This is a genomic window from Marinobacter sp. Hex_13, from assembly GCF_001566815.1.
GTDB classification, from domain to species: Bacteria; Pseudomonadota; Gammaproteobacteria; order Pseudomonadales; family Oleiphilaceae; genus Marinobacter; species Marinobacter salarius.
In genome coordinates this window covers 58,808-83,229 of record NZ_LSMM01000060.1, presented here as the reverse complement: position 1 = coordinate 83,229, position 24,422 = coordinate 58,808, and the positions used below count along the sequence as shown (strand labels likewise).

The following is a 24,422-nucleotide window of genomic DNA, read 5'->3' as shown; positions in this document are numbered from 1 at the left end:
TTGAATGTCACCTTCCCTCCCTGCATAACGCCCCCATTGCCTTGGTGTGTTAGACATTTCCTACCGGAGTACTCAGTGCCTGTTCCGCCCCCAAACCAGCGTTATCGCCACGCTAACCACAGCGGAGGCGGCCAGGGCACCAAGGAAGGGCGCCAAGGTAGGGATGCCACCGGGGAAGCTGGCGGCCAGGAGGCCCGCCGTCAGACTGCCACCAGTCATCCAGCCAGGAATGATCGCCCCCGCCAGGCCGGCCAGGCCGCCAAATACGGCTGCGGTAGTGGTCATTCGCTTCCACAGCCCCATCAATACCGGTATCACCGCCGTTGCGCAGAGCAGGTCGGCGATCAGGAACAATCTCAGTACCGAGACGCCTTGGAGTGCGACTATTACCACGGGAATCATCAGGAGGACGGTTACCCATCGTGCCGATATGATGGAGAGCCCCTGTTTTTCGGTCACTGCCAGGGAGGCCAGGGCGTTCTGGAGTGTGTCCACGGACGAGGCTACTAATGTGAGGGCCAGTACCAGGGCGGGAATGGTCAGCCATGCGGGGGCGCCGGATAGTAGTGCAAAGAAAGGAATGGGTGGAGATCCGAGATCTGCACCGCTCATGGCGGAGGCAATGCCCAAGCCGCCGACCACGGCAACCACGATAATAGTCACCAGGCCGCCCAACAAGGCGCCGCTGCGTAATGCCGAGGTATCACGGGCGGACCACAGACGCTGCCAGTAGCCCTGGTGGAACAGGTTGGCGGCGGTTACGGCGATCACCAGTGTCAGGGCAACGCCCAGGGCACTGCCTACTGGCGCGGAGGGGGCGTCAGCCATTTGCAGTTCCGGTAGCCGGTCCATTGCCACGAATCCGACAATGGCCAGTAGCCCGATCAGCAGGAACGCCTGCCACTGGTCCGTGACGATGCTGGCTCGCAGGCCACCCCAGGTGGTGTATATAAGTGTGGCAACGGCCACGCCAAGCACCGCAAGGTTCCCATTCACGCCCGACAGCAATGAGGTGATGGCGCCGATGGCGGTGAGTTCGGCGGTGAGGAAGCACAGCATGTAGAGCACGGAGATCAGCGACACGTAGCGGCGAACCGATGAGCCATAACAGGCCTGGGCAAACTCGCCAATGCTGCGGCCCTGTGGCAGGTAGCGCCGGATGGCCGGGCCACAGAAGGCAAACACGATAAAGGGCAGGGCGGCGCCAAGGGCGTAACCGGCCAATGCCACCGGCCCCACCAGGGCGCCAACTTCCGGGGGCGCGAAGAGTATCCAGCCGCCCATACCCGACGCCAGGAAGGATAGCCCAAGTGCCCGGGCGCCCTGACTGTTGCGGGCCGTCACGAAATCATCCAGGCCGCCATCGGCCAGGCGAGCCCGCAGCCCGAGCCAGGTGAACAGAACGAGTGCAGCCGCCAGGGCAGCTACCGTGGTGTAGAGCATGGTGTGTTTCTCCGTTAATCATAAAGCCGGGAATAGTGACATATTCCACGCGGTGCTGCGATTGACTGTCTGTCTTATGCTTTACTGTATTAAGTCACCATTCGGAATTGAACCGACGGGGGAGGCCCCACCCAATGAGTAATCGCAAATCGGAACTGGAAACCCTGCGTGCCGACCTTAAGGCACGCCTGTCAAAGTATGAAGCCCACCAGCATCGCCAGGGTGGCGCGCTGGAGAAAGACTTCGAAGAGCAGGCCGTACAGACCCAGAACGACGAAGTGGTCGATTCACTGGAGACGGAAACCCGCAACGAGCTGGCCCAGATCGAACACGCCCTTGAACGCCTTGCTGAAGGGCTCGGGGACGAATGTGAGGGGTGCGGCGAAGACATTGATCCACGGCGCCTGCAGGTTCTGCCCTACACCACAGTCTGCGTGAAGTGCGCCGAAGACTGAACCCCTATCACTCCCCCTGAATCTTGCTGAGCAGGTCTTTGGCCAGTTCAATGGCCTCTGACCGGTGGCTGATGTTCTGCTTCTGGTAGAGGCTGCGAATGTGCGTCTTCACCGTCGTGGAGGCGACTTTCAGGTGTTCGGCGATCTGGTCATTCGAGAGGCCGGCGTGGATCAGACTGAGTATCTGCCATTCCCGGCGGGTAAGGGGAGATGTGCGGATCAGTTCGGGTACATCAGGCCGGTCGATAATATCCTGTATGATGGCTTCGTCCAGTGAAATCCGGATGGCGCGGCTGAAATCCCGTTGTTGCTGTGCCAGCTGGATCAGACGTTCGGCGCGCTGCAGTTCCATTCCGTCAATGGCTTCGTCATTGATCAGCGCTTTCAGGATCACGATCAATACCTTGCCCATACGCAGGAAGCTGCCAACGGCCCCGGTGGTGCTGGCCAGTTGGAGCGCGGCGACCATGTGCTTCAGGGCGTTCTCACGGTCTTCAGTGTCCCAGTAAAGCAGCGCCAGCGCGATATGGTTGCGGTTGAGGTCGGTTTTAAGACCCACCTGTTCCGCGACGGCTTGCAGTCCTGTCAGCAGAGGCTGCGCCTTGCTGTACAGCCCCAGGCTCATGTACGCCCGAGCCCGGTTGCGACCGTTGCACTGATTGAAGTGGTTGGTCGCTGTGGTGGGGTCGACGGGCGGTGCGATGGTCAGCCAGCGTTGTATGGCTTCCCGGTCCCGAACCGCATCCCAGTAGGCGAGCATGGTGGCGTGGGCATTGGCGACCCAGTCCAGATGATAGTCGCCGGAGGCGAGCATTTTCTGCATCTTGGCGATGTAGTCCGCGCACAGGCTTTGCCGGCCCCTGGCATGGGCCACCTTGGCCAGCGATGTATAGCTTTGCACGTACCAGCGCTCGCCCTGGGCTTCCAGGATCTCGATGCCCTGGAGCGCACACCGCTCAGCATTTTCCAGATGGTGCCATTCCCACATGATCTGACTGCGGATGCGGAACAGGAATTCCAGTATCGGCAGGTGGTTGAGGTGGTTTTCCTCGGCGTACTGGAAACCCCGTTCCTGGATGTTGTAGGCCTTCTGCAACAAGCCCATCGCAACGCTGATTTCAGACTGCTGACACAGTGCCCAGAGCACGTTCTGGTGGGCTTGGTGCGCCCGGGCGAGGTGTTCGGTTTCCTGCATGCGGGCGAGGGCTTCTTCCAGTTCGCCCTGGACAAACAGAGCTTCCCCAATGACAGAGGCCGCCGCCACCCGGGAGGTGGGCAAGTAGCGGGCTTCCTGGTCGATGGCCTCGCGGGCGAGGGCCAGGGCACGTTCTCCATCCCCATAATTCATGGCGACCTGGGCACGAATGGCACTGAACTCACCATGCACGGCGCGCTGGGTGTCTTCCGTCATGGATGCTTCCAGACGGGTTTCCGCAGCCGACAACCAGTTTTCAACTTCGTCAAACTTGTACTGGCCCTGGGCCACCCAGGCCCTGAGCAGTGTCAGCGTCGGATCCTGGGCAATCACATCCTGGGGCAGGGCGTCGAGGCAACGCTGCAGCAGGATAAACTGGCCCTCGGTGAAAAACTTGCGGCCGTGAATGGTCAGTACGCGGGTGATACGGTCCGCGTCGTCGGCGGCGATGGCGTGGCGGGCGGCCTCTTCGGCGTGGTCCAGTTCCAGCCAGGCGTCACTGGCCCGTTGGTGCAGCTGTTGGCGGTTTTCTTCGGTGGTGCAGCTCAACAGGTGCTGGAGATAGACGGAAAACAGCGGATGGTAGCGGAACCACAGGGCGGAATTGTCCACGGGCGTGATAAACAGCCCCATGGACAGAAGGCCACTGAGCAGGGCCTGGCCATTGCTGTCGTCCATCACCCGCATGACCATCCGCGCGTTGAAGCGGTCCAGTATGCTGGTGCGTAGCAGGAATGTTCGCTGCTGTTCCGTCAGCCCCTGCCCAACCAGTTCGTCAAAGTAGTCAAAGATGTGCTGGTTGCCGTACTCGAGCTGATCCACAAAATCGTTGAATTCGATGCTGGTCAGTGCGGATGCGGACAGAAGCTGGAGTGCCGACACCCAGCCTTCAACCCGCCTGACAGCCCGCTCGATGCTTTCCCGCGAAATCTCGAACGGCAATCGGCTGTCAAAGTAGCTCTGTGCTTCGTCTGCACCAAAGGCCAGATCCCGTGAGGTGATCTCGGTCATCCGTCCCTGCATCCTCAGTTGCGCGACGCCAATGGGTGGCACCGTCCGGGTGATCAGGACGAGCGTCAGGCAGGCAGGTTGATGCCGCAGCAGGAAGCGCAGTGCGTTGTGTATGACCTCGTTGTCAATCAGGTGATAGTCGTCCAGCACCAGATACAACGGTTCCCCGTCCAGGGGAAGCTCGGCCAGAAGGTCGGTGAGAAAAACCTCCAGATCGTCGTACCCCTTCTCCTGCAACTTCCGCAGCGTGGCCTTGCAGCTGCCGGGAGCTGCAACCTCAAGTGCCTTGGCCAGGTAGCCTGCAAATCGGGCCGGGTCGTTGTCGCCGACCTCCAGGCGATACCAGGCGCTGGTGGCCTCCAGTGCCTCAAGACGGTCCGCCACCGTGGTGGTTTTGCCATAGCCCGCGGGCGCATGCACCAGCAGCAGGCTTACCGGTTCCAGGCCGTGGAGAAGATCGTTGAATTTTTCCCGGTGTAAAAGGGCGGGTGGTGGTTGTGGGCTCTGGTTTTTGGCAGCGATGAACGTCAGTTGTCCCGGATTCAGTGTTGTTGTCATCAGGATCTTCAGTAATTGGTGTCAGACAGTGGCAAAGAATGTGATACCGGCTTTGTGGCTCTGCGTCAACTTCCCGTTGTCGCTATTTGAGGGGCATGAACCAGTTCTCAAAACCGGCAGGGAGGGCCCCTTCTGCAGCGGCAGATTTGAGGCACAGTTATCTTTAAGGCGTTAGCGATTTCGGTATCTTACCGTAACAAGATGTAACTCGGAAAACGTGATGTCTAATAATAACAGGGACTTCGTCTGACCATGCTGCTGGTACTCGCCGGATCCATCCTCACTTTCACTATGGCCCAGGAGGCGGTCGTCGTGGAGCCTTATGAACAGGGCACCATTGTGATTGAGCAGGATTTTGACACCAGCCCCATTGAGTTGAGAACCGACGCCCGGGTGGAACCTCTGGTGGAGCAGAAGTTCCGGAATATCGTGCGTCAGGCTTACGACTACAGCTGCGGTAGCGCCGCCTTGACCACGGTTCTGAATTTCTACCTCGGTAGAAACCTTGGTGAGCGGCAAGTCATGGAGGGGCTACTTCACTACGGCGAGAGTGAACGGATTGTGCAGCGCCGCGCCTTTTCCATGCTCGACATGAAACGTCTCGTTACCGCCCTTGGTTATCCCTCTGGCGGGTTCCGCGCCACGATTGATGACCTGATTGACCTCGATCACCCGGCCATCGTTCCCATCCAGCACGCCGGTTTCAAGCACTTCGTGGTGCTGCGCACCATCCGCGACGGCCGGGTGTATCTCGCCGATCCGGCGGTCGGCAATATCTCCTTCACGCTCGCCCAGTTTGAAGAGAGCTGGGACGACAACGTGCTCTTCATTGTGTTCCCCGGCAGTGACAAGCCGCTGGATTACCTGGAGTTGAAAGAGGAGGACCTCCGGTTTGTGGACGACCAGACATTGACGTTGCTGGCGTTGCAGAAGTTACCCGAATTCCATGAATCCACGGAACGCCGGATCAGAAACATGCTGGAACGCCAGAAGAATAATCCGGACGGCAGCGTTGAGAATACCCGGAAGCAGCTGTTCTACCGGCGCCATTAACGTGCCGGGCGCAAAGCCGGCACACAGGAAACAATACAATTAGAAATAAGGGAGTCAGGATGAATCGTTGGTTAGTGCGAGGTTTTATCCTTTTTTCCGTGACTGGCCTTTTACCAACCATGGCATTGTCGCAGGAAGGAAACGTAGACGAGGCGAGGGAGGCACTTGCCAGGCAGGAGGGTGACGAGGATTCATCCAAACAGTTGGAAGAGGTGTTCCAGGCAGCCGAGACCAGCTACTCGTTGCAGAAGAAGGGCACCCATTCCCTGAACTACTCGTTCGATTACTCCTACACCGGTGACCAGCGTCTCGACCTGGCGATCACCGACGGTTCAGTTCGCAACCTCGATGTGGTGCCGTCCGCGACCCACAACTTCACCAATGCGTTTTCCTACGATTATGGCCTGCTGGATAACCTGACTGTCGGTGCGCGGATACCCCTGGTGGTTAAGTACGATACCCAGGATGAACTGAACATCTACGATTTTGGCGATATCTCCGCGACCGCTCGCTGGCAGCCTTTTGCCTACGTGCCGGGCAAGATGTCCACGACGGTCTTCGGCACTTTCACAACCAAGACGGGTGTCAGTCCCTACGAGATTGATATAGACGAGCAACTGTCCACCGGTAGCGGCTACTATTCGGTTGCCGGCGGCGTAAGTTTCTCAAAGGTGTTGGACCCGGTGGTTGTGTTCGGGTCTACCAGCGCTACCTACAACCTTCCTGAGAGGGACCTCCAACAAGTCCGGGGCGCCAGGGTGTTACAGGAACTGGAACCCGGCTTCGGGCTTTCCGGCTCCGCCGGTTTCGCCTATTCGCTGTCCTACGACATTTCCCTCAGCATCTCCGCCCAGTTGAGTTACAGCGACCAGACCATCCTGTCCTTCAGTGATGGCACTCAGGCCGTTGCTCAGGACCAGATGAGTGGCTTCCTCAGTATGTCGCTGGGTACCCGCGTGAGCGATACCACCATCGTGAACACCAGCCTTGGTATTGGCCTTACCGAAGACGCACCTGATTTCTCGCTGGGCGTGTCCCTGCCCATCAGATTTTCAGGTCTCAAAGAGTGAGTTCAGCCTCTGACGTTTTACGGGAAGGGAAGATTTCATGGGAATAACCAGCCACAAGAGACAGATTGCCGCTGCCATTATGGCAGCCTCGGTGACCTGTGGTGTCGAGGCGCAGCTGGCACAGAACCTGACCATTCATCCCAAGGCATTGGCCCTGGGTAACGCCGTGACGGCCGATCCGCCCGGTATTATGGCGATCCATTACAACCCGGCGGGGCTGACCAAGCTGGATGGGCGTCAGCTTGAAGTTAACCTGATGAGCGTTTACCTGGACATTGACGCCGATTTCCACGCCCCGGATGGCTACGAGATTTTCGGCATTGATGGCCTGGAAACAGACCCTCTCACTGGCAAACAGCGTGACCCGGTCGCAAACAAACACAGCCATACCAACAATGTTGCCCTGTATCTCCCGGGGTTTGGCATATTGCGGGCGCCGCCTGGCCCCGCCGTCGCCCCGTCTGCCGGTATCAGCATCAACCCGCCCGGGTCGAAACTGACCTTTGGCAACGCCTTCTACCTGCCCCTGGCCGCCGGCTTCTATCGCGACAAGGACGACCCGGGGCGCTATATGCCACAGGCAACGGCCTTGCAGCGGACAACTTATCTGTCGCCAACCGTTGGTTACAAGATCAACGACGAGTGGTCCGTGGGTGCCGGGATCCATCTGTCGCATATGGGGGTTGCCGCAGATCAATACATGCGCGCCCCCAACATGCTATTGGGCGTTGCGGAGGTCCTTCAGGATGCCTTCAACTGCGAAAGTGGGGATGAGCCTCTGCAGCCATGGCTGGCCCTTTGCGGGGGTAATGTCGGGCCCTGGGACGACATTGGTGCCTTGAGTATCAACGTGCAGGAAACCCTGTCACCCACCTACGCGCTGGGTGTGATGTGGGAACCCAATGAGTGGTTCGCCTGGGGGGCGAGTTATACCTCCGAAGCCGACATGAATATGAAGGGTACTTTCGAGATAGAGTACACCGACGACTGGTCCGGCTTCTGGCAGAGCGTCAACGGCTCGGTGCTGGGTGCCATCACCTCGGCTATCCTGAGCTTGCCGTCCGGTGCCCCAAGGGAAGCGGGCAACGTCTCCATGGACCTGACCTATCCCCAGCATTTCCAGACCGGCATCAGCTTGGATGTCCATCCCAAGCTGACGGTCAATGTGGACGTTGGCTGGACGGACTACAAGCAGTGGGACGCGTTTGTGTTTCGCTTCGATCGTAACCTGGAGTTCCTGAACGCCGCGCGGATTCTGTCACCGCAGAACGCCACTCCCAACACACTGAGGTTGCCTCTCGGTTTTACCGATCAGTGGAACTGGGGTTTTGGGCTGGAGTTTCATGCGTCGTCCCGTCTGGACCTTCGCGCGGGTATGGAAATCCGGGATTCGGTAATTCCCGATGACCAGCGCCAGATTATGGCGCCGTTCGGCGGTGCAAACCTCTACAGTATTGGTATGGGGTATCGGTGGGATAAGGATACTGAGATCGACATGAACCTGAGCTATCTGCAATCCATAGAAACGGTTCCTGCCAACGGCAGTTGTAACCTAAACTGTGACAATATTACCAATATCATCTACAACCCCTATGCGGGGCTGGATGTGAAAACCTCGCTACGAGTTGTCACGGCAGGTCTCAGTTTCCGTACCAAATTCTGACGCAAACGCGTTTACGAACAGGGTGTTTCGCCCCGATGTCCAAATGCCATTTTATGGTTATCGCTTGTCTGGCTGTCGTTATAAGTGGCTGCCAGTTGTCTGGCCCCGACGCCTCTGGCAGCCGCGAGGGTTATTTTACCTGGGTGGACGAGCAGGGGCGGGTAAGACAGTCGCCAATACCGCAGAGCACCGGTGAGAGAGATAAGGGCGAGGGCAAGGAGGCAAACGCTGAGGATGCTCCCCCAACTGGCTCTGCGGACTCGTCGGCTTCCGGGGATGCTTCTTCCAGCGGGTACCACGAAGAATTCAATCTCGAAAACTATCCCGATGCCAATCAGCTCGAAAAAGACGGCTATGTTCGTCCGGGCGAACCCAAGCCTTATTTCACCTGGCGTGATGCCCAGGGCAATATTCGTGTCAGCTATTACCAGCCGGATAACCGGACCGCTGTCGAGAAGGGGCGCATCAAGCCGCCGATTCAACTGACGGAGGCCAGTATCCACCAACCGGGAGAAACGGTCGGGCTGCCGGGCCTGCCGGAAGATGCTGACCCCGAAGCCATGGCTGTCCTGGGAATCGATCCCGGAGAGGAACGTTTTTTCCAGCAGTGGGCAGGGCAATGCTGTCAGGCGCTGGAACGGTCGGAGCCTGAGCAATGGCAGGAAGGTCGTGAATTCGGGGTGTCCATGGGTGACGAGGCCCCCCGCCATTCATTCAGCACGGGTGAAAGCCATTACCGTCTGGTCAGGCTGCCGCCGCCGGAGCAAATTACCGATTTCATCCTCCACCTCAGGTCGTTCAACCACGAAGGAATGTTTGTGCCCTCGGTGGCGTTTCTTGATGCCTCGTTCGCCCCGGTTCGAATCGTGACTGACCTGGTTGCCAGCTATGTTCCTGAATCCTGGTACCAGTACGGCTACCTTCATGCTTACATTCCGGTGTTCCCGAGCCGGGGTGAGCGTTGGATGGTGATCTTCACGCGCGGGGCGGATCTGGCGGGGCAGACGGTTATCGAGGACAAGTACGGGCCCAAGGCCATCCCGCACACCCGTACCGGTGAACTCAGTCTCTCCCGGGCTGGCGAGTGACGTTCAGTCTTCCGGCTGGCTCAGGTCAAGCCATTGCTGTGACAGCCAATAATAGCTGCCATCGGGGGCCGGATGGGTGCAGTTGTAGCGAAAACGACGGCTGTTAAAGCTTCTAGGAGCCTTGAGAATGACTTTATCTCCACCCGATACCTGGAAGTCTACGCGCCCCTGGCCGGAGGCAAAACAACTCAACCGGTCGACGCTGATGGTGTTCGGTACGGTAAAAGCGAGGGTGGGCGGGTTCTCAGAGATAACGCCGTCCGGCAGCTTGTTGGCATCGACTGGCAGCGCCTTGCTACGTAGTTTGTCTTCAAGGCTGTTGAGTTGTCCGTAGGCGTTCGCCACCGGGAATCGGGGCAGACGTGTGGCGGCGGAAGTCTCCCCGATGGCGCCGGATTGCTGTCCAAAGCCGAGCCAGCCACGTGCCGCAATCTTGCGTAATAACGCGTCGTCAAACTCGCCGTAGGGATAGGCAAACATCGGAACGTTGGTCCCCAGTTTTTCGGAGAGTGTTTCCTGGGCCTCATCCAGGCTGCGATTGACACGTGCCTCCCAATCGTTATCGGATTCACCTGGGCGTTTTGCGAGGTGGCCGTGGTCTTTGCTGTGGTTGGCGATGGTCACGCCGTCGCGATCTCTGACTTCCTGCAACTGATCCCAGGTCATATAGCCATGGCTGCCCACGGCCTCGGTATTGACGAATATGGTGTACTCATACCCCCGCTCTTGCAGGGCTGGCGCTGCCTGTGAGTAGACGGATTCGTAGGCATCATCAAAGGTGATGGCAACCTGGGACCTGTCGTTCAGCTCACCCGCCAGTGCTGCGCGGGTTCCTGATTCAAGCGGAACGACCTCCAGCCCCAGATCCTCAATCATATCCAGTTGTCCCTGGAACAGGGACACTGACGTACTGGTGGAGGACGGCGTCGAGTCACTGACATGGTGGTACTGAAGCACTACCAGATCGGCATTGGCAGTGAGCGTGAACGCCGTGATGGGCAGGAGAAGGAGAGATCGGGTCATCATTCTTGGTGCCATTGGAGTGTCCTTGAAATCGGGAATTCCGGTGCAATCAGGTCCGAAAGTGTGCCTTGAGCACGGCGAAGGCCTGGTTTAGGTCCTGGATGGTTTCGGTTTCGCCACCCCGGTCCGGATGCGCATGCATAACTGCCCGCCGGAAGCGTTGTTTGACGTCGTCAAAGCCAGGGGGAATGGCATCAAAACCGAGGACGGCTGCGGCTTCACTCGCTTCTGTGGCGGCGGGTCGGTTGCCGCTGCGCCCGGCCCAGAAATCGTCCATCATCCGGTTTATGGCGTCTTCCGGCAGTTCGTACTTGGACAGGTCCAGGTAAAAATTCCGCAGTTCGTCCATGCGGTCGGGCACACCTGCGCCCGCCACCACAGAACTCTTGCGAAGTTGGATCACCAGTGGCGAAATGGTCAGGGTTTCTCCGCCGGTGGCGAGCTGATCCCGTAGCCGGTACAGCACATGGAACAGCAGGAAATGGACCGGATAGAGCTTGTCCGGTTCGCCAAAGTTAACCTCGCCAATCAGCTCCCAGGGCGGCTCTTGCAGGGTTTTGATAAGGCCCAGCTCGTTGATTCCGGCTGGGTGCCGACGAAGAATATGCTCGGTGGCAACCAGCAGGTGCTGAATCTGAAAATTCAGCGTCTCATTGGGCGCGTCACCATCCAGCGCCTTGGCGCCCTGTGTTGCGGTATCGGGTTGATTCATGCCCCAATGGTAGGCGACAGGGCGCCGTTACGGAAGAGGCATGTCCCGCTCCAACCCCTTCAGGAACAGGTTGGTCGCGAACCGGGTGGCATTCCTGGCCTCGGCCTCGGCCTCGGCGGGCCGATTGTGGGCACGGTAGGCCAGGCGCAAGCTGAGTTCGTAGCCTACCCCGAAGAAAGCGGCGCACAGGTACTCTTCGTCCATCTCCGGCAACAGGCCACGCTCAACGGCGTTCCTGACATCGTCCTCCAGGGAGAGCATGGCAAGCCCGAGAATGTCTGAGCCGAACAGTTCACGGATGGCACGATCGTTACGATGCGCCAGCTCGTAAACCAGGGGGTCGCTGGCGGTGGCCCGGAACAGCGAAAGGTATGCAAAGTAGATGAAGTCTTCAGCGGAATTGGCGGACTTTCGGCACTCGGTAAGGTTGTGATTGAGGCCGCTTAGGAAATCTGTCAGCAGAGCTGCAAAAATGTCCTGTTTGCTGGAAAAATAATTGTAGAAGGTGCCTGCCGCCAGGCCGGTACGGCGTACGATATCGCGGATGGTGGAGTTGTCGTACCCCCGTTCCCGAAAGCACTCCCGCGCCGCGTCAAGAATGGCACTGCGGTTGCGAATACGGTTGAATTCCCGTTTACCGGTGGCTTCCGGTTTTGTGTCTAACATATCCATGTCTGTATCCTGTCCCTGGAACTTTTGCACGCGTATAATCCGACGCTCACTGACCTTATGAACGACGTTTTCCTATGCCCGAAGCAATAACTGCCAACTCCGAAACCGCCCAGGCTCCTGAAGCGGAGCGCAAGCAGAAACTGGAACTGAACAAGCTGCAGAAGCGCCTGCGCCGGGAAACGGGGCAGGCGATTGCTGATTTCTCGATGATCGAGGCTGGTGACAAAGTCATGTGCTGCCTGTCTGGCGGCAAGGACTCCTACGCCATGCTCGATATCCTGCTGAATCTCCAGAAAAGCGCGCCGGTGCGCTTTGAGCTGATTGCTGTGAACCTGGATCAGAAGCAGCCCGGCTTCCCGGAAGAAGTGCTGCCTGAGTACCTTTCGGCTCTTGATATTGAGTATCACATCATCGAGAAGGACACCTACAGTATTGTTAAGGAAAAAGTACCGGAAGGGAAGACCACCTGCGGACTTTGTTCCCGCCTACGTCGCGGAATTCTCTATAATTTTGCGGAAGAACACGGCGTTACCAAGATTGCTTTGGGGCACCATCGGGATGACCTGCTGGAAACGCTGTTCCTGAACATGTTCTATGGCGGCAAGCTGAAATCCATGCCGCCGGTTCTGCACAGCGACGACGGCCGGAACACGGTGATTCGCCCGTTGGCATACAGCCGGGAGAAAGACATTGCGCGCTACGCCAGCTTGCGCGAGTTCCCGATCATTCCCTGCAACCTCTGCGGTTCCCAGGAAAACCTGCAGCGTCAGGTGATCAAGGACATGTTCCAGACCTGGGACAAGCAGCACCCGGGGCGCCTGGAAACCATGTTTCGGGCCATGTGTAACGTTGAGCCGTCACACCTCGCCGATACCTCCCTGTACAACTTCCGTGAGGGTCACCGCCATTCCGAGCCGGGCCAAAGTGCCGGGACGGTCGAGCCCCAAACACCCGATTTCGGACGGTTGGACGTGCTTAATATCTGATCAGTTCGAGCGGGTAGTCCAGCCCTTGTCTATCCGTGACCGGTATGCAAAAAGGCAGTGACAGGAAGGGTCCAGATACCGAAACCAATCAGCAGCAGTCCGGCGATCTGCCGAAAGCGTTGGTGTTCCCGCAGTTTTCGGATCCAGGTGGCGGCGTAACCGGTGGCCAGCATGGATGGCAGGGTACCGAGGCCGAAGAACAACATGGTGGTGGCCGCGCTGCCCACCGAGGGTTGCAGGGCAGCCCAGCCCAGGGTGCTGTAGACCAGCCCGCAGGGCAACCAGCCCCAGAGTGCGCCAAGGATGAGCGCCTGGTGGAAATGATGCACCGGGAGCACTCGGGCGGTGAGCGGTGACAGACGTTTCCAGACCGGGGCACCGATGCGTTCCACGTAGCGGATGCCTTGCCACCACTGCCCCATGGACAGTCCCATCAGGATCAGCAGTATCCCTGCCATTGTTCGAAGTATCGGGCCAAGTTGCGTCCAATAGGCCGAGGCGCTGGTGCTCAGCAGCGCGATCAGGGCCGCAATCGCTGCGTAGCTGCCAATCCGCCCGCCATTGAAGGCGAGCAGCATGGCGGTCTGGCGAACACGGAAGCCCCGGCCAACAGGCAGTGCCATGGACAGTGACGCGCTGATCCCTCCGCACATACTCAGGCAATGGGTGCTGCCGAGCAGGCCAATCAGGAAGGCGCTGGAATAACTCAGGTAAAGTTCTTCGCCCATCAGGATTTGTGGCTGTCGCCCGGCTCCTCGGCAGAGTTGGAGTTGGCATCCTGCTTGGGTTGTTTGGCGTCGTCCGGGATCATGTCTTTGTCATCGTCATAAAGGATGCGATGGGCCGGTCCATCAAGGTCATCGTATTGGCCGTTCTTGACGGCCCAGGAGAACAGCAGGATGCCTAGTGCCACCAGGATCAGCATGACTGGAACCAGGATCATTACGATTTGCACAGGGCTACCTCAAACGTATTGGGTGATTCAGTGTTCACGGTATCAGGACGTTGCTTCGGCGCCAACCGCCGGGGCGTGGGATACCGGGTTGCCTCGCTGCCTACCTAGCCGCATGGCATTGAGTACCACCACCAGTGAGCTGAGGGACATGCCGATGGCCGCCAGCCAGGGTGGAACCAGACCCGCTGCCGCCAGGGGCAGGGCGCAGACGTTGTAGGCCAGTGCCCAGGCCATGTTCTGGCGGATGACGCGGCGTGTGTCCTGGCCGGCTTTCAGGGCTTCGGACAGTTGCGTTAACTGCCCACTCAACAGCACTGCATCGGCCTTGAGTTGGGTCAGATCGGCAGCGCTTCCCATGGCCACGGACACACCAGCACCGGCCATGGAGGGCAGGTCGTTGAGGCCATCACCCACCATCATGATGTGGTGGCCCTGGTCGCGGAGGTTCTCCAGTACGCGGAGTTTCTCTTCCGGTGAGGCCTGGCCGATGGCTTCATCAATGCCGAGTCTGCCTGCTATCTGCTCAACGTGTCCTGAGCGGTCGCCGCTGAGCAGAATGGTGCGCAGTCCTGCATTTTGCAGGGCCTGGACGGCTTCTCTTGCATCCGGTCTGGGCTCGTCGTCCAGTGTGAACCTGGCCATCCAGCCACGGTCCGTGGCCAGCCATATCTCCATGCCTTTGGAGGTGTCGGCTTCCGGCGCCGGGCTACCCACCTTCTCTTCCACAAAATCCCGGTGGCCAATATAGAGGGGTGCCCCGTCTATCTGTCCCGAGAGACCACCGCCCAAGTGGTTTTGTACCTGCCTGGCGGCGTAACCGGGTATCTGGTGGAATACCCTGGCGATCGGGTGTTCCGAATGTTTCTCCAGGCTGGCTGCCAGTTGCCGGCATCGATCCGCATCAAGGTTGCCGAAGGTTCGGGTATCCACCAGGCTGAGCTCACCTCGGGTCAGGGTGCCGGTTTTATCGAAAATCACCGTGTCGATGGTGTTCAGGGATTCCAGAGTGTGTCCGCGTGTTGGAAGGAAGCCCAGCTTGCGAAGTCTCATGGTTGCCGACGTTATTGCCGTTGGAGTGGCGAGCGACAGGGCGCAGGGGCAAGTCACTACCAGTACCGAGAGCGTAATGTCGAAGGCATTATCGGCGCCGGCCATCCACCAGCCAATCCAGATGAGTGGGGCCAGGATCAGCACACGGCTGACAAACACGCCGGCAATTCGATCGGCCGCCAGCGCAACGGGTGGCTTCTCAGCCTGCACCCGATCCAGCACCCGCAAAATGCCGGACAGTCTGGTCTGTGTGCCGGCGCGGCGAACCTCAACCTCCAACGGGTTCTCGCCGTTGATGCTGCCAGCATGGACGGGGTCACCCTCGCTACGGGTTTCCGGCAGATATTCACCGGTCAAAGCCGCTTCGTTAAGGGTGGAGTGGCCGCTGACGATGACGCCGTCTGCGGGCAATGTTTCGCCAGGCCGGATGCGAATAACGTCGCCGGCAGCCAGGTCATGGGTGGCGACGATATCACTGCCGTTCCCCTGGATGCGGTTGGCGACCATGGGCTGGAAGCCGGCCAGCGCGTTGCCTGTCAGCCCGGCGCGGTAACGGGCCTGCATCTCAATGTAGCGGCCAAGCTGCAGGAAAAAGGTAAACATACAGACGGACTCGAAATAGACTTCCTCGCCGCCGAATACCGTCACCCATGCGCTGGCGACATAGGCTAGGCCAATCGCGGTGGCCACCGGTACGTCCATGGTCAGGTGACGGCTGCGAAGATCCCTGAATGCGTTTGTGAAGAACGGACGAGCGCTGTAAAGGACTACGGGGGTGGCGACCAGAAGACTGAACCAGCGGAAAAAACTGACAAACTCTGGCGACAGGTCATTCACCAGTTCGAAATAAAGCGGAAAGGCCAGCATCATGCTCTGGAACGAGCCTATCCCCGCGACAGCCAGGCGGACCAGTGCAGAGCGATGTTCGGCTTTCAGGGCTTTCTCGGCCTCATCGGCCTGATAGGGGCGGGCTCGATAGCCCAGTTCATGGACGGCAATCAGTAGCTGGCTGAGTTTTGAGTGCTCCGGGTTCCAGATCAGTCGCGCGCGCTGGGTGCTGTGATTGACGGAAAATGACACCACGCCCGGTTGCCTGGCCATGTGGTTTTCCAGCAACCATATGCAAGCGGCGCAGGTGATGCCGCTTACAAGCAGTGTGGCTTCCTGGCCAGCGGTAACGGGAGATACAAACGACTTCTGAACCAGGGGATGGTCCACTTCGAGGATACGGTTCCGTTCGGAATCGCTGAGTGCCTTCGGGGTGACGGCCGGCTCGGTGCGGAACTGGTAGAACCCGGTGAGGCCTTCGGCGCGAATGGTCTCACAGACCGCCTTGCACCCAACGCAGCAGAAGTGTCGCAACGCTCCTTCGAGTTCCAGGGTGATGGGTGGCGTTCCAGTGGCCGGCTCACCACAATGATAACAATCCAAGGGGATCACCCGCGGTCTTCTGTGACCGCACCGAGGCTCAGGGAGCGTTGCGATGGCAGGCTGGACTCACCTTTCAGTCGCCATTGGTTGTCCGGGCCACGCAGGTCAAAGTACCAGCGGCCTTCAATCGGCTGATTCAGGGTGGCGCTGTATAGTCCCTCGCCGATTGCCCGGAATTGTATGGTGCGGTCGTACTCCGACATGGTCGGGTGATACAGGCTCAGTATCAGGTAAGGGTAGTTCGCAGGGCCGTCGGCAGTATCCATGGAGAGGGTGATTTCCCGTTCGCCAAATGTCATATCTGCCGTCAGGCCCAGGTCTTCGGCTTTCTGGTCGCGTGCAATTGCCATGTTGATCCCGCGACCCTCCTTGGAATAGTCGTCGGTTACCATGGAGTTGTCGGTGTTTATCGCGACCGTAATGGCGATGGAGCACCAGATAATGGCGGCGCCGGGAAATATCAGCAGGAACCAGAGCCAGGGTTGCCGGTACCAGGGAACGACGGGTGCGTTTTCATTCATAGTGCTGTCTCTCAAGGCTGGTCTCCCTGGTTGGTGTCAGGGGATCAGCGATTTGGACCGACAAACCGGCTTTCGGTTTCAAGAACGAGCGATTCGTCGGATTGTGATTCAAGCGTGAAGACAATGGCATTGTTGCTTTCCGAGAGTTTCTCGGGCGCGACATCCACCACCGTCGGCAGTGCCCGGTTCTCACTGCTCGCCACCGTCAGGGTGTTCTCGGTCAGCAACCGGATGCCTTCCAGGCCTGAAACCGAGATCGTAAAGGTCTGGGGCACTTCCGACATATTGGCGACTTTGAGAGTGTAGGTATTCTCTACCCGGCCTTCACCATTGAAGCTGAAGAGGGCGCCTCGATCCCTCAGGACATCAAGCTGTGCCGGAACCCGGGTGGCAATTGTGAATACAATCGCGCCAACCATCAGCAGCAATACCAGCCCGTAACCAAAGGTGCGCGGTCTCATCAGCTTCGAGGTTTTGCCTTCCAGTTCGTTTTCAGTGGTATAGCGAATCAGGCCGCGCGGATATTCCATCTTGTCCATGACTTCGTCACACGCATCAATGCACAGCGCGCAGCCAATACACTCGTACTGCAGCCCATCTCGAATGTCGATGCCGGTAGGGCATACCTGAACACACTGGCCACAGTCGATGCAGTCACCAAGGCCCAGTTCCGAGGGTTCAATGCCTTTCTTGCGCCCGCCGCGGGGCTCCCCCCGGTTGGGATCATAGGACACCACGCGGGTATCGGGGTCGAACATGACGGACTGGAAGCGGGCGTAGGGGCACATATACAGACATACCTGCTCACGCAGCCAGCCGGCGTTCAGGTAGGTGGCGGCCGTAAAGAAGGCGACCCAGAAATAGGCCCAACCGTTGGCCTGCAGGGTGAACAGGTCGGTGATGAGTTCACGGATGGGGTAGAAGTAACCAACAAAGGTCAGGCCGGTGGCGAGCGCAATCAGTAGCCACGCGGAGTGCTTTGCGGATTTTTTGGCGATTTTCTCAGCGGAACGGGGCGCCTTGTCCAGCTTCATCCGCTTATTGCGGCTGCCCTCTATACGCTCCTCCACCCACATGAAGATAAATGTCCAAACGGTTTGGGGGCATGTGTAGCCACACCACACCCGGCCGAACAGCGTGGTGATAAAAAACAGACCAAAAGCGGCGATGATCAGCATACCCGACAGCAGGATAAAATCCTGGGGATAGAACGTGGTTCCGTAGAGGTGGAATTCCCGCGCCGGGAGATCGAAATGAATCAGCGGCTGACCATCCACGGTAAACCAGACGAACAGGAAGTACATGCCCATCAGAGCTGTCAGGCTGACATTCCGGATACGCTGAAAGAAGCCCTTCTTGACCCCTTTGACGTAGATCTTTTTGCGGCTGGCGTATAGCTCGACAGTTCCGGTGTTTTTATTGTTGTCGGAGGTGTCAGAGGATGGGTCAATCTGTTTGACCGGAATCTCACTGCTCATCGTTACCTCCCGATGATGTGGCGCCCTGATTCACAGTGGACTGTGGGGCAGTCGATCTTCTCAAGCCTTGGTCCGCAGGTGGCAGGTCAAGGGTTGAGCAGACCGGGCCGGGACAGAATCCCGGCCGGGTACTCAGTTGGACAGGCTGTAGACGTACGCAGCCAGGATCTGGATCTGATCGTCGGAGAGCCGGTCACCCTGTGCGGGCATCTGGTTCGCACGACCGTTTACCACGGTTTCCTTGATCCACTCGTAGGTGGAGCCGTACAGCCAGGTATTGTCGGTGAGGTTCGGGGCGCCCATAGCCTGGTTGCCCTTGCCGTCCTGACCGTGACAGGCCACGCAGGCCTGTGCAAACACCTGCTCGCCCTTGGCAGCGGCTTCCTCGTCTTTTGCCCGGTCGCTGAAACTGAGCACGTAGTTTACAACCTGATCAACTTGCTCAGAGGTCATGCCCGGCATGGTGCCCTTCGCGGGCATGTTGCCGTTACGCCCCTGGTGCAGGGTGGTCAGGATGGTGTCCGGGTCGCCGCCATACAGCCAGTCGTCATCCGTCAGGTTGGGAAACCCGAGGGAGCCGCGCCCTGCGGAACCGTGGCAGACAGCACAGTTGTTGGCGAACAGCCGCTGGCCCATTTTCATGGCGTCGTCGTTCTCTGCCAGCTCGGCCACCGGTGTGTCACCAAACTTGGCGTAGAGCTCGCCGTAACGGGCATCGGCCTGCTGCATTTCGGCCTGCCACTGGTTCTCAGCGGTCCATCCCAGCAGACCCTTGTAGTTACCCAGGCCCGGGTACAGGGCGAGATAGCCCAGTGCGAAAACACAGGTCGCGATAAAGAGGTAGTACCACCACTTTGGCAGCGGGTTGTCGTATTCTTCAATGCCATCGAACGAATGACCAACGGTTTTGTTGGTTTCAGTATCGGTGGTCTGGCCCTTGCGGGTGGCATACAGAAGCCACCAACAGCCAAACACGGTACCGAGCACGATCACGCTGATCCAGATGCTCCAGAAGGTACTCATTGCTTTTTCTCCGTTTGTTCCTGTTCAAGAGTACGCTTTTCCACGTCGTCATCCTCGAAGGGCAGGTGGGCCGCCTCGTCGTTGGGCTTCTTCCGGTGGGCGCTGTAGGCCCACCAGATGATGCCAAGGAACATGGCCATAATGACCAGTGAGTGAATGCCGCGTAACTCGTTAATATCCATGGGGATCACCGTTTATCTGAAATCACGGTACCAAGCTGCTGCAGGTACGCCACCAGGGCTTCGATTTCGAATTTGCCCCTGACTTCGTCGGCCGCACCGGCAACCTGCTCGTCGGTATAGGGCACGCCCAGGGTCTGGAGCGTTTCCAGCTTGGACTCGGTGCTGGTGTGATCGATGCGATTCTCGAACAGCCACGGGAAAGCGGGCATGTTGGATTCAGGCACAACGCTGCGGGGATCGTACAGGTGCTGGCGCTGCCAGGCGTCGGAGTAGCGACCACCGACACGGGCCAGGTCAGGACCGGTACGCTTGGAGCCCCACAGGAACGGACGATCGTAGACAAACTCGCCCGCAACGGAGTAGTGGCCGTAGCGCTCGGTTTCAGCGCGGAACGGGCGGATCTGCTGGGTGTGGCAGACGTGACAGCCTTCACGGATATAGATGTCCCGGCCTTCCAGTTCCAGTGCTGACAGGGGCTCAAGGCCTTCAACCGGCTCGTTGGTCTCGTCCAGGAAGAACAGCGGAACCACTTCTGCCAGGAAACCACCACTGATGGTGAAGATGATCAGTACGATCATCAGCCCCAGGTTCTTTTCAACAATTTCGTGTTTCATTGATTCTGTCTCCCGTTACGCCGCTTGCGCTGCTGTATTGTCCTGAGCAACGGCTTCCTTCTGACGCACGGTCATGTATACGTTGTATGCCATCACCAGCATACCGGTCAGGAAAATCACACCGCCAAGGAATCGCACGAAATAGCCTGATTCGGACGCTTCAAGGGCTTCGACAAAACTGTAGGTCAGGGTTCCGTCTTCGTTGACGGCGCGCCACATAAGCCCCTGCATAATACCGTTCACCCACATGGCAACGATGTAGAGTACGGTGCCCACGGTGGCCAGCCAGAAGTGGACGTTGATCAGGCTGACGCTGTACATGGCCTGAAGGCCCCACAGCTTGGGAATCAGGTGATAGATGGCGCCGATACTGATCATGGCAACCCAGCCCAGTGCACCGGAGTGTACGTGGCCAATGGTCCAGTCCGTGTTGTGCGACAGCGCGTTAACCGTCTTGATGGCCATCATCGGGCCTTCAAACGTAGACATGCCATAGAACGACAGAGACACCACGAGGAAGCGGAGGATCGGGTCGGTACGCAGTTTGTGCCAGGCACCCGACAGCGTCATCATACCGTTGATCATGCCGCCCCAGGAGGGTGCAAGCAGGATCAGAGACATTACCATGCCCGCGGTTTGGGCCCAGTCCGGTAACGCCGAGTAGTGCAGGTGGTGGCCACCCGCCCATACGTAGGTCGCAATCAGCGCCCAGAAGTGAACGATGGACAGGCGATAAGAGTAGATAGGGCGGTTGGCCTGTTTGGGAACAAAGTAATACATCATCCCCAGGAAGCCTGCAGTCAGGAAGAAACCGACCGCGTTGTGGCCCCACCACCACTGCATCATCGCGTCTGTCACGCCCGCGTAGGCGGAGTAGGATTTGAAGGCGCCCGCCGGTAAGGCCAGGTTGTTACCAATGTGCAGAATGGCCACGGTCAGGATGAAACCGCCGTAGAACCAGTTGGCCACATAGATGTGGGCAGTGGCGCGCCGCATGATTGTGCCAAAGAAAACCAGTGCGTAGGACACCCAGACAATGGCGATAAGGATATCAATTGGCCACTCGAGTTCTGCGTATTCCTTGGAAGAGGTGAGGCCCATTGGCAGGGTAATGATCGCCGCAACCATCACGGCTTGCCAGCCCCAGAAGGTGAACGCCGCGAGCCCATCGGAGATCAGTCGCGCCTGACAGGTACGCTGAACAACGTAATAGGAGGTGGCAAACAGTGCCGAACCACCAAACCCGAAGATGACGAGGTTTGTGTGGAGCGGCCGTAAACGACCGAAGTGAGTCCAGGAGAAATCCAGGTTCATCGAGGGCCAAACAAGCTGGGATGCGATCAGCACACCCATGCCCATGCCAACAATGCCCCAGACCAACGTCATGATGGCAAACTGTCTCACCACCTTGTAGTTGTATGTCAGGTTAGCATTTACTGTGCTCATAGCCTTACCAATGGGTTTAGAGTGGGGAAAATATGCGGGCGCAAGTATGGAGAAACGATTAGCTGTTTGCAATGACGTAGATCAACTCTGAAACTCTGTCAACTGGGTCTAAATCAGTAACATGGCGAATCTACAAGGGTAATCACGAATGCTCCAAAAGCGGTTTTTGATGTTCGGTTGATGCATTGCTTCCCGGAACACTAATGATAGTCATAATTCGGAGGTTTGGTGAATTCTGTAACCGTATTCAAAACCAGGGCGAAAAGTAGTGTGGCAGCGCCGGTGCTTGTCCTTGCACATGGCGCAGGTGCACCCGCCGATTCGCCGTTCATGGAGCTCCTGGCGGCAGCGCTTTCAGCGCAGGGCGTGACGACCGTCAGGTTTGAGTTCCCCTATATGGAGAAGCGGCGGGAGGATGGTAAAAAGCGGCCACCAGACCGCCAGCCAACACTGCTTGGGCATTTCCGCACGGTCATTGCAGAAACTTGCGCCGGCATCGACGGGCAGGCCGGCGTTTTTGTCGGAGGCAAGTCCATGGGGGGAAGAATGGCCAGCATTCTGGCTGCTGAGCCCGGCATTGACGACGCGGTGCGTGGTGCTGTGTGTTTCGGCTATCCCTTTCATCCTCCTGGCAAAAATGATCGGTGGCGGACGGATCATTTCCAGTCACTGTGCCGGCCAATACAGATCATTCAGGGAACGCGGGACCCTTTCGGCAAACAGGCAGAGGTTGAGGCGCGTGCACTGGACACCCTGGATAACGTAAATTTGGCGTGGCTGGAAGGTGGAGACCACGATTATCGGCCCCTGGCGCGACAGAGTGAGAGCCGGGAAGATCTGATTCAGCAGGCGGCGGCAGCAGCTGCGAGGTTTATGATCGGGCAGGAATGAGTCAGGAGACCTCGGGCGTCGCTTGCTCAGTCCGGTTTCGACCGCACGCTTTGGCACGATAGAGCGCCTCATCGGCACGCCGGAACAGATCTCGCTCATCATCCCCCTGGGATAACGTGGCGGTACCGGCGCTCATGGTCAGCGTAACCGGTGTGCCATCGTCCGCAGGCACGCGTATCGCAGCGATATCCTCAAGAATCCCTTCACAGACACCCAGAGCGCCATTCGCGTCGGTGCCGGGTAACAGGATGGCGAATTCCTCTCCGCCAAAGCGGATAGCAACATCACGGGGTCGTTTGACGTGGCGCCTGAGAATGTCGGCAATGTGTTGCAGGCAACGATCACCAAACTCGTGCCCCCAGGAGTCGTTGACAGCCTTGAAGTGGTCGGCATCCAATAGAGCAATGGTCAGGGGTTGACCAGTACGTCGGGCTTCGGCACAGAGTTCCGGCAGCAGGTTGTCCATATGACGGCGATTATGGAGCCCGGTCAGAGCGTCATTGAGGCTTAGGGTTGCCAGCTGCCGGTTTGCCTTTTCCAGCTCTCTCATGGTGCTGCGAAGCTGCGCGGTGCGTTCATGCACCTTTAACTCGAGCTCGGTTCTGGCGTTATGCTCTACGTCCAGAAGCTTTTTATTCAATAGCCGCCAACGCTGCACCATGGCGTAATTGAGCAGAATAACCTGTGCTCCAACGGCGGCCTGCATAAAGATTTCCCGTGCCAGGAAGTCAGCCAGGTAACCAAAGGCAGCCATTGAATAGATCAGGGCGCCTGCCAACATGCCAGACCATGCCACTACGTACCACTTGGCGGGAGAATATCCCTGGCGCCAGCGGATGATGCCAATGATAAACAGGCAGGCAATGATCAGCAGTGCAATCCCGGTATTCAATACGATGGATCTGTTGTAGGGCAACAGGAATGCCATGATGAACAGGCCTGCGCTGGTCAGGGCAAGCCCCGTCAACACCTTGTTCGCAATCGTGTTGGTGGGGATTTCGAGGAATGAGCGCCCGAACAGGGTCATGGCCAGCGAACTGATCGACATCAGCATGGGAATCGATGTATTGGCGAAACCGGTACTGTCGGGCCAGAAATACTGGTTGGCGAAACCGCCCATGGCGAACAGGAACAGCCCCAGGGATGCCATGTAAAAGGCGTTGTAGAAGTAGTAGCCGGTGCCGGAACTGAAAAAGAGCAGCAGGTTGAATACCGCAAAGACCAGCAACGCCCCATAGAAGAAGCCGTGCAGGAGGGTAAGGTGGTTGCTTTCCGCAATCGTCGTTTCCGGCGTTTTCAGCGACAGCGGAACGTTCAATGCCCCGCTGCTCTGAATCCGCAAGGTGATGGTTTGGGTTTCGCCAGCGCCGAGCGTGACGGGGAGCAGGAAATACCGGTAATCTATGCCCCGCGAGAGAAAGGGGTGCTGGTCCCCCGTGGTCAAGGCTGGTTCAACGAGTTCGCTGGAGCGCCAGAACGTTACTTCATCCAGCAGTGGGTAATTGAGCTTCAGGTACCAGAGCTTCTGGCTATCGTCGGAATTCCGAACATTGAGGCGAACCCAGTACACCGAATCGGTGTGGCTGAATACCAGATCGTGTCCCCTGGCGGATGTCCATTGAATATCGGCCGGCAGTTCACGGGGGGATTCGGCCCGATGTGCGGGCGTGTCGGGTGCTGCGCTCAGGAAGCAGACATGGTTCATCAACGCTTCCCGTTGCACCGGATCGTTGGCGTCCAGCGCCGGGCAATGAGGTGTCGTTCCCGGATGGGTCGCCAGTGACAGGTCCGTGACCAGTAATAGCCCGATCAGTGGGAACAGAAAGCGCAGGTACAGCGGCATTAAGGTATTCCTGCCAGCGGAAAGCCCAATAGTGTAGACAAATGCGGGCTGTGTATATG

Annotated in this window: 22 protein-coding genes; 7 read left to right on the top strand and 15 right to left on the bottom strand. The window is 58.3% G+C overall.

Annotated features, from left to right (window positions below; all coding sequences use genetic code 11):
* Positions 1 to 72 precede the first annotated feature (72 nt).
* Positions 73 to 1,443: a sodium:solute symporter family transporter gene (locus AXW11_RS15445; RefSeq protein ID WP_041334216.1), complete on the bottom strand. Its 1,371-nt coding sequence runs from the start codon at positions 1,441 to 1,443 to the stop codon at positions 73 to 75.
* 134 nt (positions 1,444 to 1,577) lie between these two features.
* Here AXW11_RS15445 and AXW11_RS15440 point away from each other — a divergent pair, with 134 nt between their 5' ends.
* Positions 1,578 to 1,898: a TraR/DksA family transcriptional regulator gene (locus AXW11_RS15440; protein WP_041334219.1), complete on the top strand. Its 321-nt coding sequence runs from the start codon at positions 1,578 to 1,580 to the stop codon at positions 1,896 to 1,898.
* Positions 1,899 to 1,905: 7 nt separating this feature from the next.
* Here AXW11_RS15440 and malT read toward each other — a convergent pair whose 3' ends face one another.
* Positions 1,906 to 4,662 carry an HTH-type transcriptional regulator MalT gene (gene malT / locus AXW11_RS15435; protein ID WP_052479483.1) on the bottom strand — a complete coding sequence of 919 codons (2,757 nt, stop codon included), beginning with the start codon at positions 4,660 to 4,662 and terminating at the stop codon, positions 1,906 to 1,908.
* Between the two features lie 252 nt (positions 4,663 to 4,914).
* On the opposite strand from malT, the gene AXW11_RS15430 reads away from it, so the two are divergent.
* From AXW11_RS15430 to AXW11_RS15415, 4 genes are all read left to right on the top strand, one after another.
* Positions 4,915 to 5,715 carry a C39 family peptidase gene (locus AXW11_RS15430; protein ID WP_085680181.1) on the top strand — a complete coding sequence of 267 codons (801 nt, stop codon included), beginning with the start codon at positions 4,915 to 4,917 and terminating at the stop codon, positions 5,713 to 5,715.
* A 59-nt stretch (positions 5,716 to 5,774) separates the two neighbouring features.
* Positions 5,775 to 6,785, top strand: coding sequence for a hypothetical protein (locus AXW11_RS15425; protein WP_041334221.1), 1,011 nt, complete (start codon positions 5,775 to 5,777; stop codon positions 6,783 to 6,785).
* 37 nt (positions 6,786 to 6,822) lie between these two features.
* Positions 6,823 to 8,448: an OmpP1/FadL family transporter gene (locus AXW11_RS15420; protein ID WP_075196246.1), complete on the top strand. Its 1,626-nt coding sequence runs from the start codon at positions 6,823 to 6,825 to the stop codon at positions 8,446 to 8,448.
* Between the two features lie 95 nt (positions 8,449 to 8,543).
* On the top strand, positions 8,544 to 9,536 hold the full coding sequence (locus tag AXW11_RS15415) for a MalM family protein (RefSeq protein WP_226909927.1): 993 nt from the start codon (positions 8,544 to 8,546) through the stop codon (positions 9,534 to 9,536).
* Between the two features lie 3 nt (positions 9,537 to 9,539).
* Here AXW11_RS15415 and AXW11_RS15410 read toward each other — a convergent pair whose 3' ends face one another.
* Genes AXW11_RS15410 through AXW11_RS15400 form a run of 3 tightly spaced genes read right to left on the bottom strand, consistent with a single transcriptional unit; the run spans position 9,540 to position 11,943 of the window.
* Positions 9,540 to 10,562 carry a polysaccharide deacetylase family protein gene (locus AXW11_RS15410; RefSeq protein WP_052479485.1) on the bottom strand — a complete coding sequence of 341 codons (1,023 nt, stop codon included), beginning with the start codon at positions 10,560 to 10,562 and terminating at the stop codon, positions 9,540 to 9,542.
* A gap of 46 nt (positions 10,563 to 10,608) precedes the next feature.
* Positions 10,609 to 11,271, bottom strand: coding sequence for a DNA-J related domain-containing protein (locus AXW11_RS15405; RefSeq protein ID WP_041334224.1), 663 nt, complete (start codon positions 11,269 to 11,271; stop codon positions 10,609 to 10,611).
* A gap of 27 nt (positions 11,272 to 11,298) precedes the next feature.
* Positions 11,299 to 11,943, bottom strand: coding sequence for a TetR/AcrR family transcriptional regulator (locus AXW11_RS15400; RefSeq protein ID WP_041334226.1), 645 nt, complete (start codon positions 11,941 to 11,943; stop codon positions 11,299 to 11,301).
* A gap of 74 nt (positions 11,944 to 12,017) precedes the next feature.
* On the opposite strand from AXW11_RS15400, the gene ttcA reads away from it, so the two are divergent.
* Entirely contained in the window at positions 12,018 to 12,929 is a 912-nt protein-coding gene (gene ttcA, locus AXW11_RS15395) for a tRNA 2-thiocytidine(32) synthetase TtcA (protein WP_041334229.1), read from the top strand.
* A 29-nt stretch (positions 12,930 to 12,958) separates the two neighbouring features.
* Here the strand turns inward: ttcA and AXW11_RS15390 are convergent, their stop codons facing one another.
* The 9 genes from AXW11_RS15390 to ccoN form a co-directional block, all read right to left on the bottom strand.
* A complete protein-coding gene (locus AXW11_RS15390) occupies positions 12,959 to 13,657 on the bottom strand; it encodes a sulfite exporter TauE/SafE family protein (protein WP_085680187.1) in 699 nt (232 codons plus the stop codon).
* Positions 13,657 to 13,872, bottom strand: a complete 216-nt coding sequence (gene ccoS, locus AXW11_RS15385) for a cbb3-type cytochrome oxidase assembly protein CcoS (RefSeq protein WP_198324936.1) — start codon at positions 13,870 to 13,872, stop codon at positions 13,657 to 13,659. Before ccoS ends, AXW11_RS15390 begins: the two co-directional genes overlap by 1 nt.
* 54 nt (positions 13,873 to 13,926) lie before the next feature.
* Positions 13,927 to 16,374 carry a heavy metal translocating P-type ATPase gene (locus tag AXW11_RS15380; protein WP_091641362.1) on the bottom strand — a complete coding sequence of 816 codons (2,448 nt, stop codon included), beginning with the start codon at positions 16,372 to 16,374 and terminating at the stop codon, positions 13,927 to 13,929.
* Positions 16,371 to 16,886 (bottom strand): FixH family protein, encoded by a 516-nt coding sequence (locus AXW11_RS15375; protein ID WP_091641359.1) that lies wholly within the window; start codon positions 16,884 to 16,886, stop codon positions 16,371 to 16,373. The genes AXW11_RS15380 and AXW11_RS15375 overlap by 4 nt, the downstream gene beginning before the upstream one ends.
* 44 nt (positions 16,887 to 16,930) lie before the next feature.
* Entirely contained in the window at positions 16,931 to 18,364 is a 1,434-nt protein-coding gene (gene ccoG / locus AXW11_RS15370) for a cytochrome c oxidase accessory protein CcoG (RefSeq protein WP_075196237.1), read from the bottom strand.
* 132 nt (positions 18,365 to 18,496) lie between these two features.
* Positions 18,497 to 19,387: a cytochrome-c oxidase, cbb3-type subunit III gene (gene ccoP / locus AXW11_RS15365; protein WP_041334233.1), complete on the bottom strand. Its 891-nt coding sequence runs from the start codon at positions 19,385 to 19,387 to the stop codon at positions 18,497 to 18,499.
* Positions 19,384 to 19,569: a CcoQ/FixQ family Cbb3-type cytochrome c oxidase assembly chaperone gene (locus tag AXW11_RS15360; protein ID WP_036205261.1), complete on the bottom strand. Its 186-nt coding sequence runs from the start codon at positions 19,567 to 19,569 to the stop codon at positions 19,384 to 19,386. Before AXW11_RS15360 ends, ccoP begins: the two co-directional genes overlap by 4 nt.
* 5 nt (positions 19,570 to 19,574) lie before the next feature.
* Positions 19,575 to 20,183, bottom strand: a complete 609-nt coding sequence (gene ccoO / locus AXW11_RS15355) for a cytochrome-c oxidase, cbb3-type subunit II (protein WP_007153695.1) — start codon at positions 20,181 to 20,183, stop codon at positions 19,575 to 19,577.
* 15 nt (positions 20,184 to 20,198) lie between these two features.
* A complete protein-coding gene (ccoN, locus tag AXW11_RS15350; RefSeq protein WP_007153696.1) occupies positions 20,199 to 21,629 on the bottom strand; it encodes a cytochrome-c oxidase, cbb3-type subunit I in 1,431 nt (476 codons plus the stop codon).
* 228 nt (positions 21,630 to 21,857) lie between these two features.
* Here ccoN and AXW11_RS15345 point away from each other — a divergent pair, with 228 nt between their 5' ends.
* On the top strand, positions 21,858 to 22,520 hold the full coding sequence (locus AXW11_RS15345; RefSeq protein ID WP_052479672.1) for an alpha/beta family hydrolase: 663 nt from the start codon (positions 21,858 to 21,860) through the stop codon (positions 22,518 to 22,520).
* 1 nt (position 22,521) lies between these two features.
* On the opposite strand, the gene AXW11_RS15340 is transcribed toward AXW11_RS15345, so the two are convergent.
* Entirely contained in the window at positions 22,522 to 24,363 is a 1,842-nt protein-coding gene (locus tag AXW11_RS15340) for a sensor domain-containing diguanylate cyclase (RefSeq protein WP_075196235.1), read from the bottom strand.
* Between the last annotated feature and the right edge of the window lie 59 nt (positions 24,364 to 24,422).

Excerpts from the sequence above, each read along its gene's own strand:
- AXW11_RS15445 (WP_041334216.1), bottom strand. The coding sequence starts at position 1,443 with ATGCTCTACACCACGGTAGCTGCCCTGGCGGCTGCACTCGTTCTGTTC.
- AXW11_RS15440 (WP_041334219.1), top strand. The coding sequence starts at position 1,578 with ATGAGTAATCGCAAATCGGAACTGGAAACCCTGCGTGCCGACCTTAAG.
- malT (WP_052479483.1), bottom strand. The coding sequence starts at position 4,662 with ATGACAACAACACTGAATCCGGGACAACTGACGTTCATCGCTGCCAAA.
- AXW11_RS15430 (WP_085680181.1), top strand. The coding sequence starts at position 4,915 with ATGCTGCTGGTACTCGCCGGATCCATCCTCACTTTCACTATGGCCCAG.
- AXW11_RS15425 (WP_041334221.1), top strand. The coding sequence starts at position 5,775 with ATGAATCGTTGGTTAGTGCGAGGTTTTATCCTTTTTTCCGTGACTGGC.
- AXW11_RS15420 (WP_075196246.1), top strand. The coding sequence starts at position 6,823 with ATGGGAATAACCAGCCACAAGAGACAGATTGCCGCTGCCATTATGGCA.
- AXW11_RS15410 (WP_052479485.1), bottom strand. The coding sequence starts at position 10,562 with ATGATGACCCGATCTCTCCTTCTCCTGCCCATCACGGCGTTCACGCTC.
- AXW11_RS15405 (WP_041334224.1), bottom strand. The coding sequence starts at position 11,271 with ATGAATCAACCCGATACCGCAACACAGGGCGCCAAGGCGCTGGATGGT.
- AXW11_RS15400 (WP_041334226.1), bottom strand. The coding sequence starts at position 11,943 with ATGGATATGTTAGACACAAAACCGGAAGCCACCGGTAAACGGGAATTC.
- ttcA (WP_041334229.1), top strand. The coding sequence starts at position 12,018 with ATGCCCGAAGCAATAACTGCCAACTCCGAAACCGCCCAGGCTCCTGAA.
- AXW11_RS15390 (WP_085680187.1), bottom strand. The coding sequence starts at position 13,657 with ATGGGCGAAGAACTTTACCTGAGTTATTCCAGCGCCTTCCTGATTGGC.
- ccoS (WP_198324936.1), bottom strand. The coding sequence starts at position 13,872 with ATGATCCTGGTTCCAGTCATGCTGATCCTGGTGGCACTAGGCATCCTG.
- AXW11_RS15375 (WP_091641359.1), bottom strand. The coding sequence starts at position 16,886 with ATGAATGAAAACGCACCCGTCGTTCCCTGGTACCGGCAACCCTGGCTC.
- ccoG (WP_075196237.1), bottom strand. The coding sequence starts at position 18,364 with ATGAGCAGTGAGATTCCGGTCAAACAGATTGACCCATCCTCTGACACC.
- ccoP (WP_041334233.1), bottom strand. The coding sequence starts at position 19,387 with ATGAGTACCTTCTGGAGCATCTGGATCAGCGTGATCGTGCTCGGTACC.
- AXW11_RS15360 (WP_036205261.1), bottom strand. The coding sequence starts at position 19,569 with ATGGATATTAACGAGTTACGCGGCATTCACTCACTGGTCATTATGGCC.
- ccoO (WP_007153695.1), bottom strand. The coding sequence starts at position 20,183 with ATGAAACACGAAATTGTTGAAAAGAACCTGGGGCTGATGATCGTACTG.
- ccoN (WP_007153696.1), bottom strand. The coding sequence starts at position 21,629 with ATGAGCACAGTAAATGCTAACCTGACATACAACTACAAGGTGGTGAGA.
- AXW11_RS15340 (WP_075196235.1), bottom strand. The coding sequence starts at position 24,363 with ATGCCGCTGTACCTGCGCTTTCTGTTCCCACTGATCGGGCTATTACTG.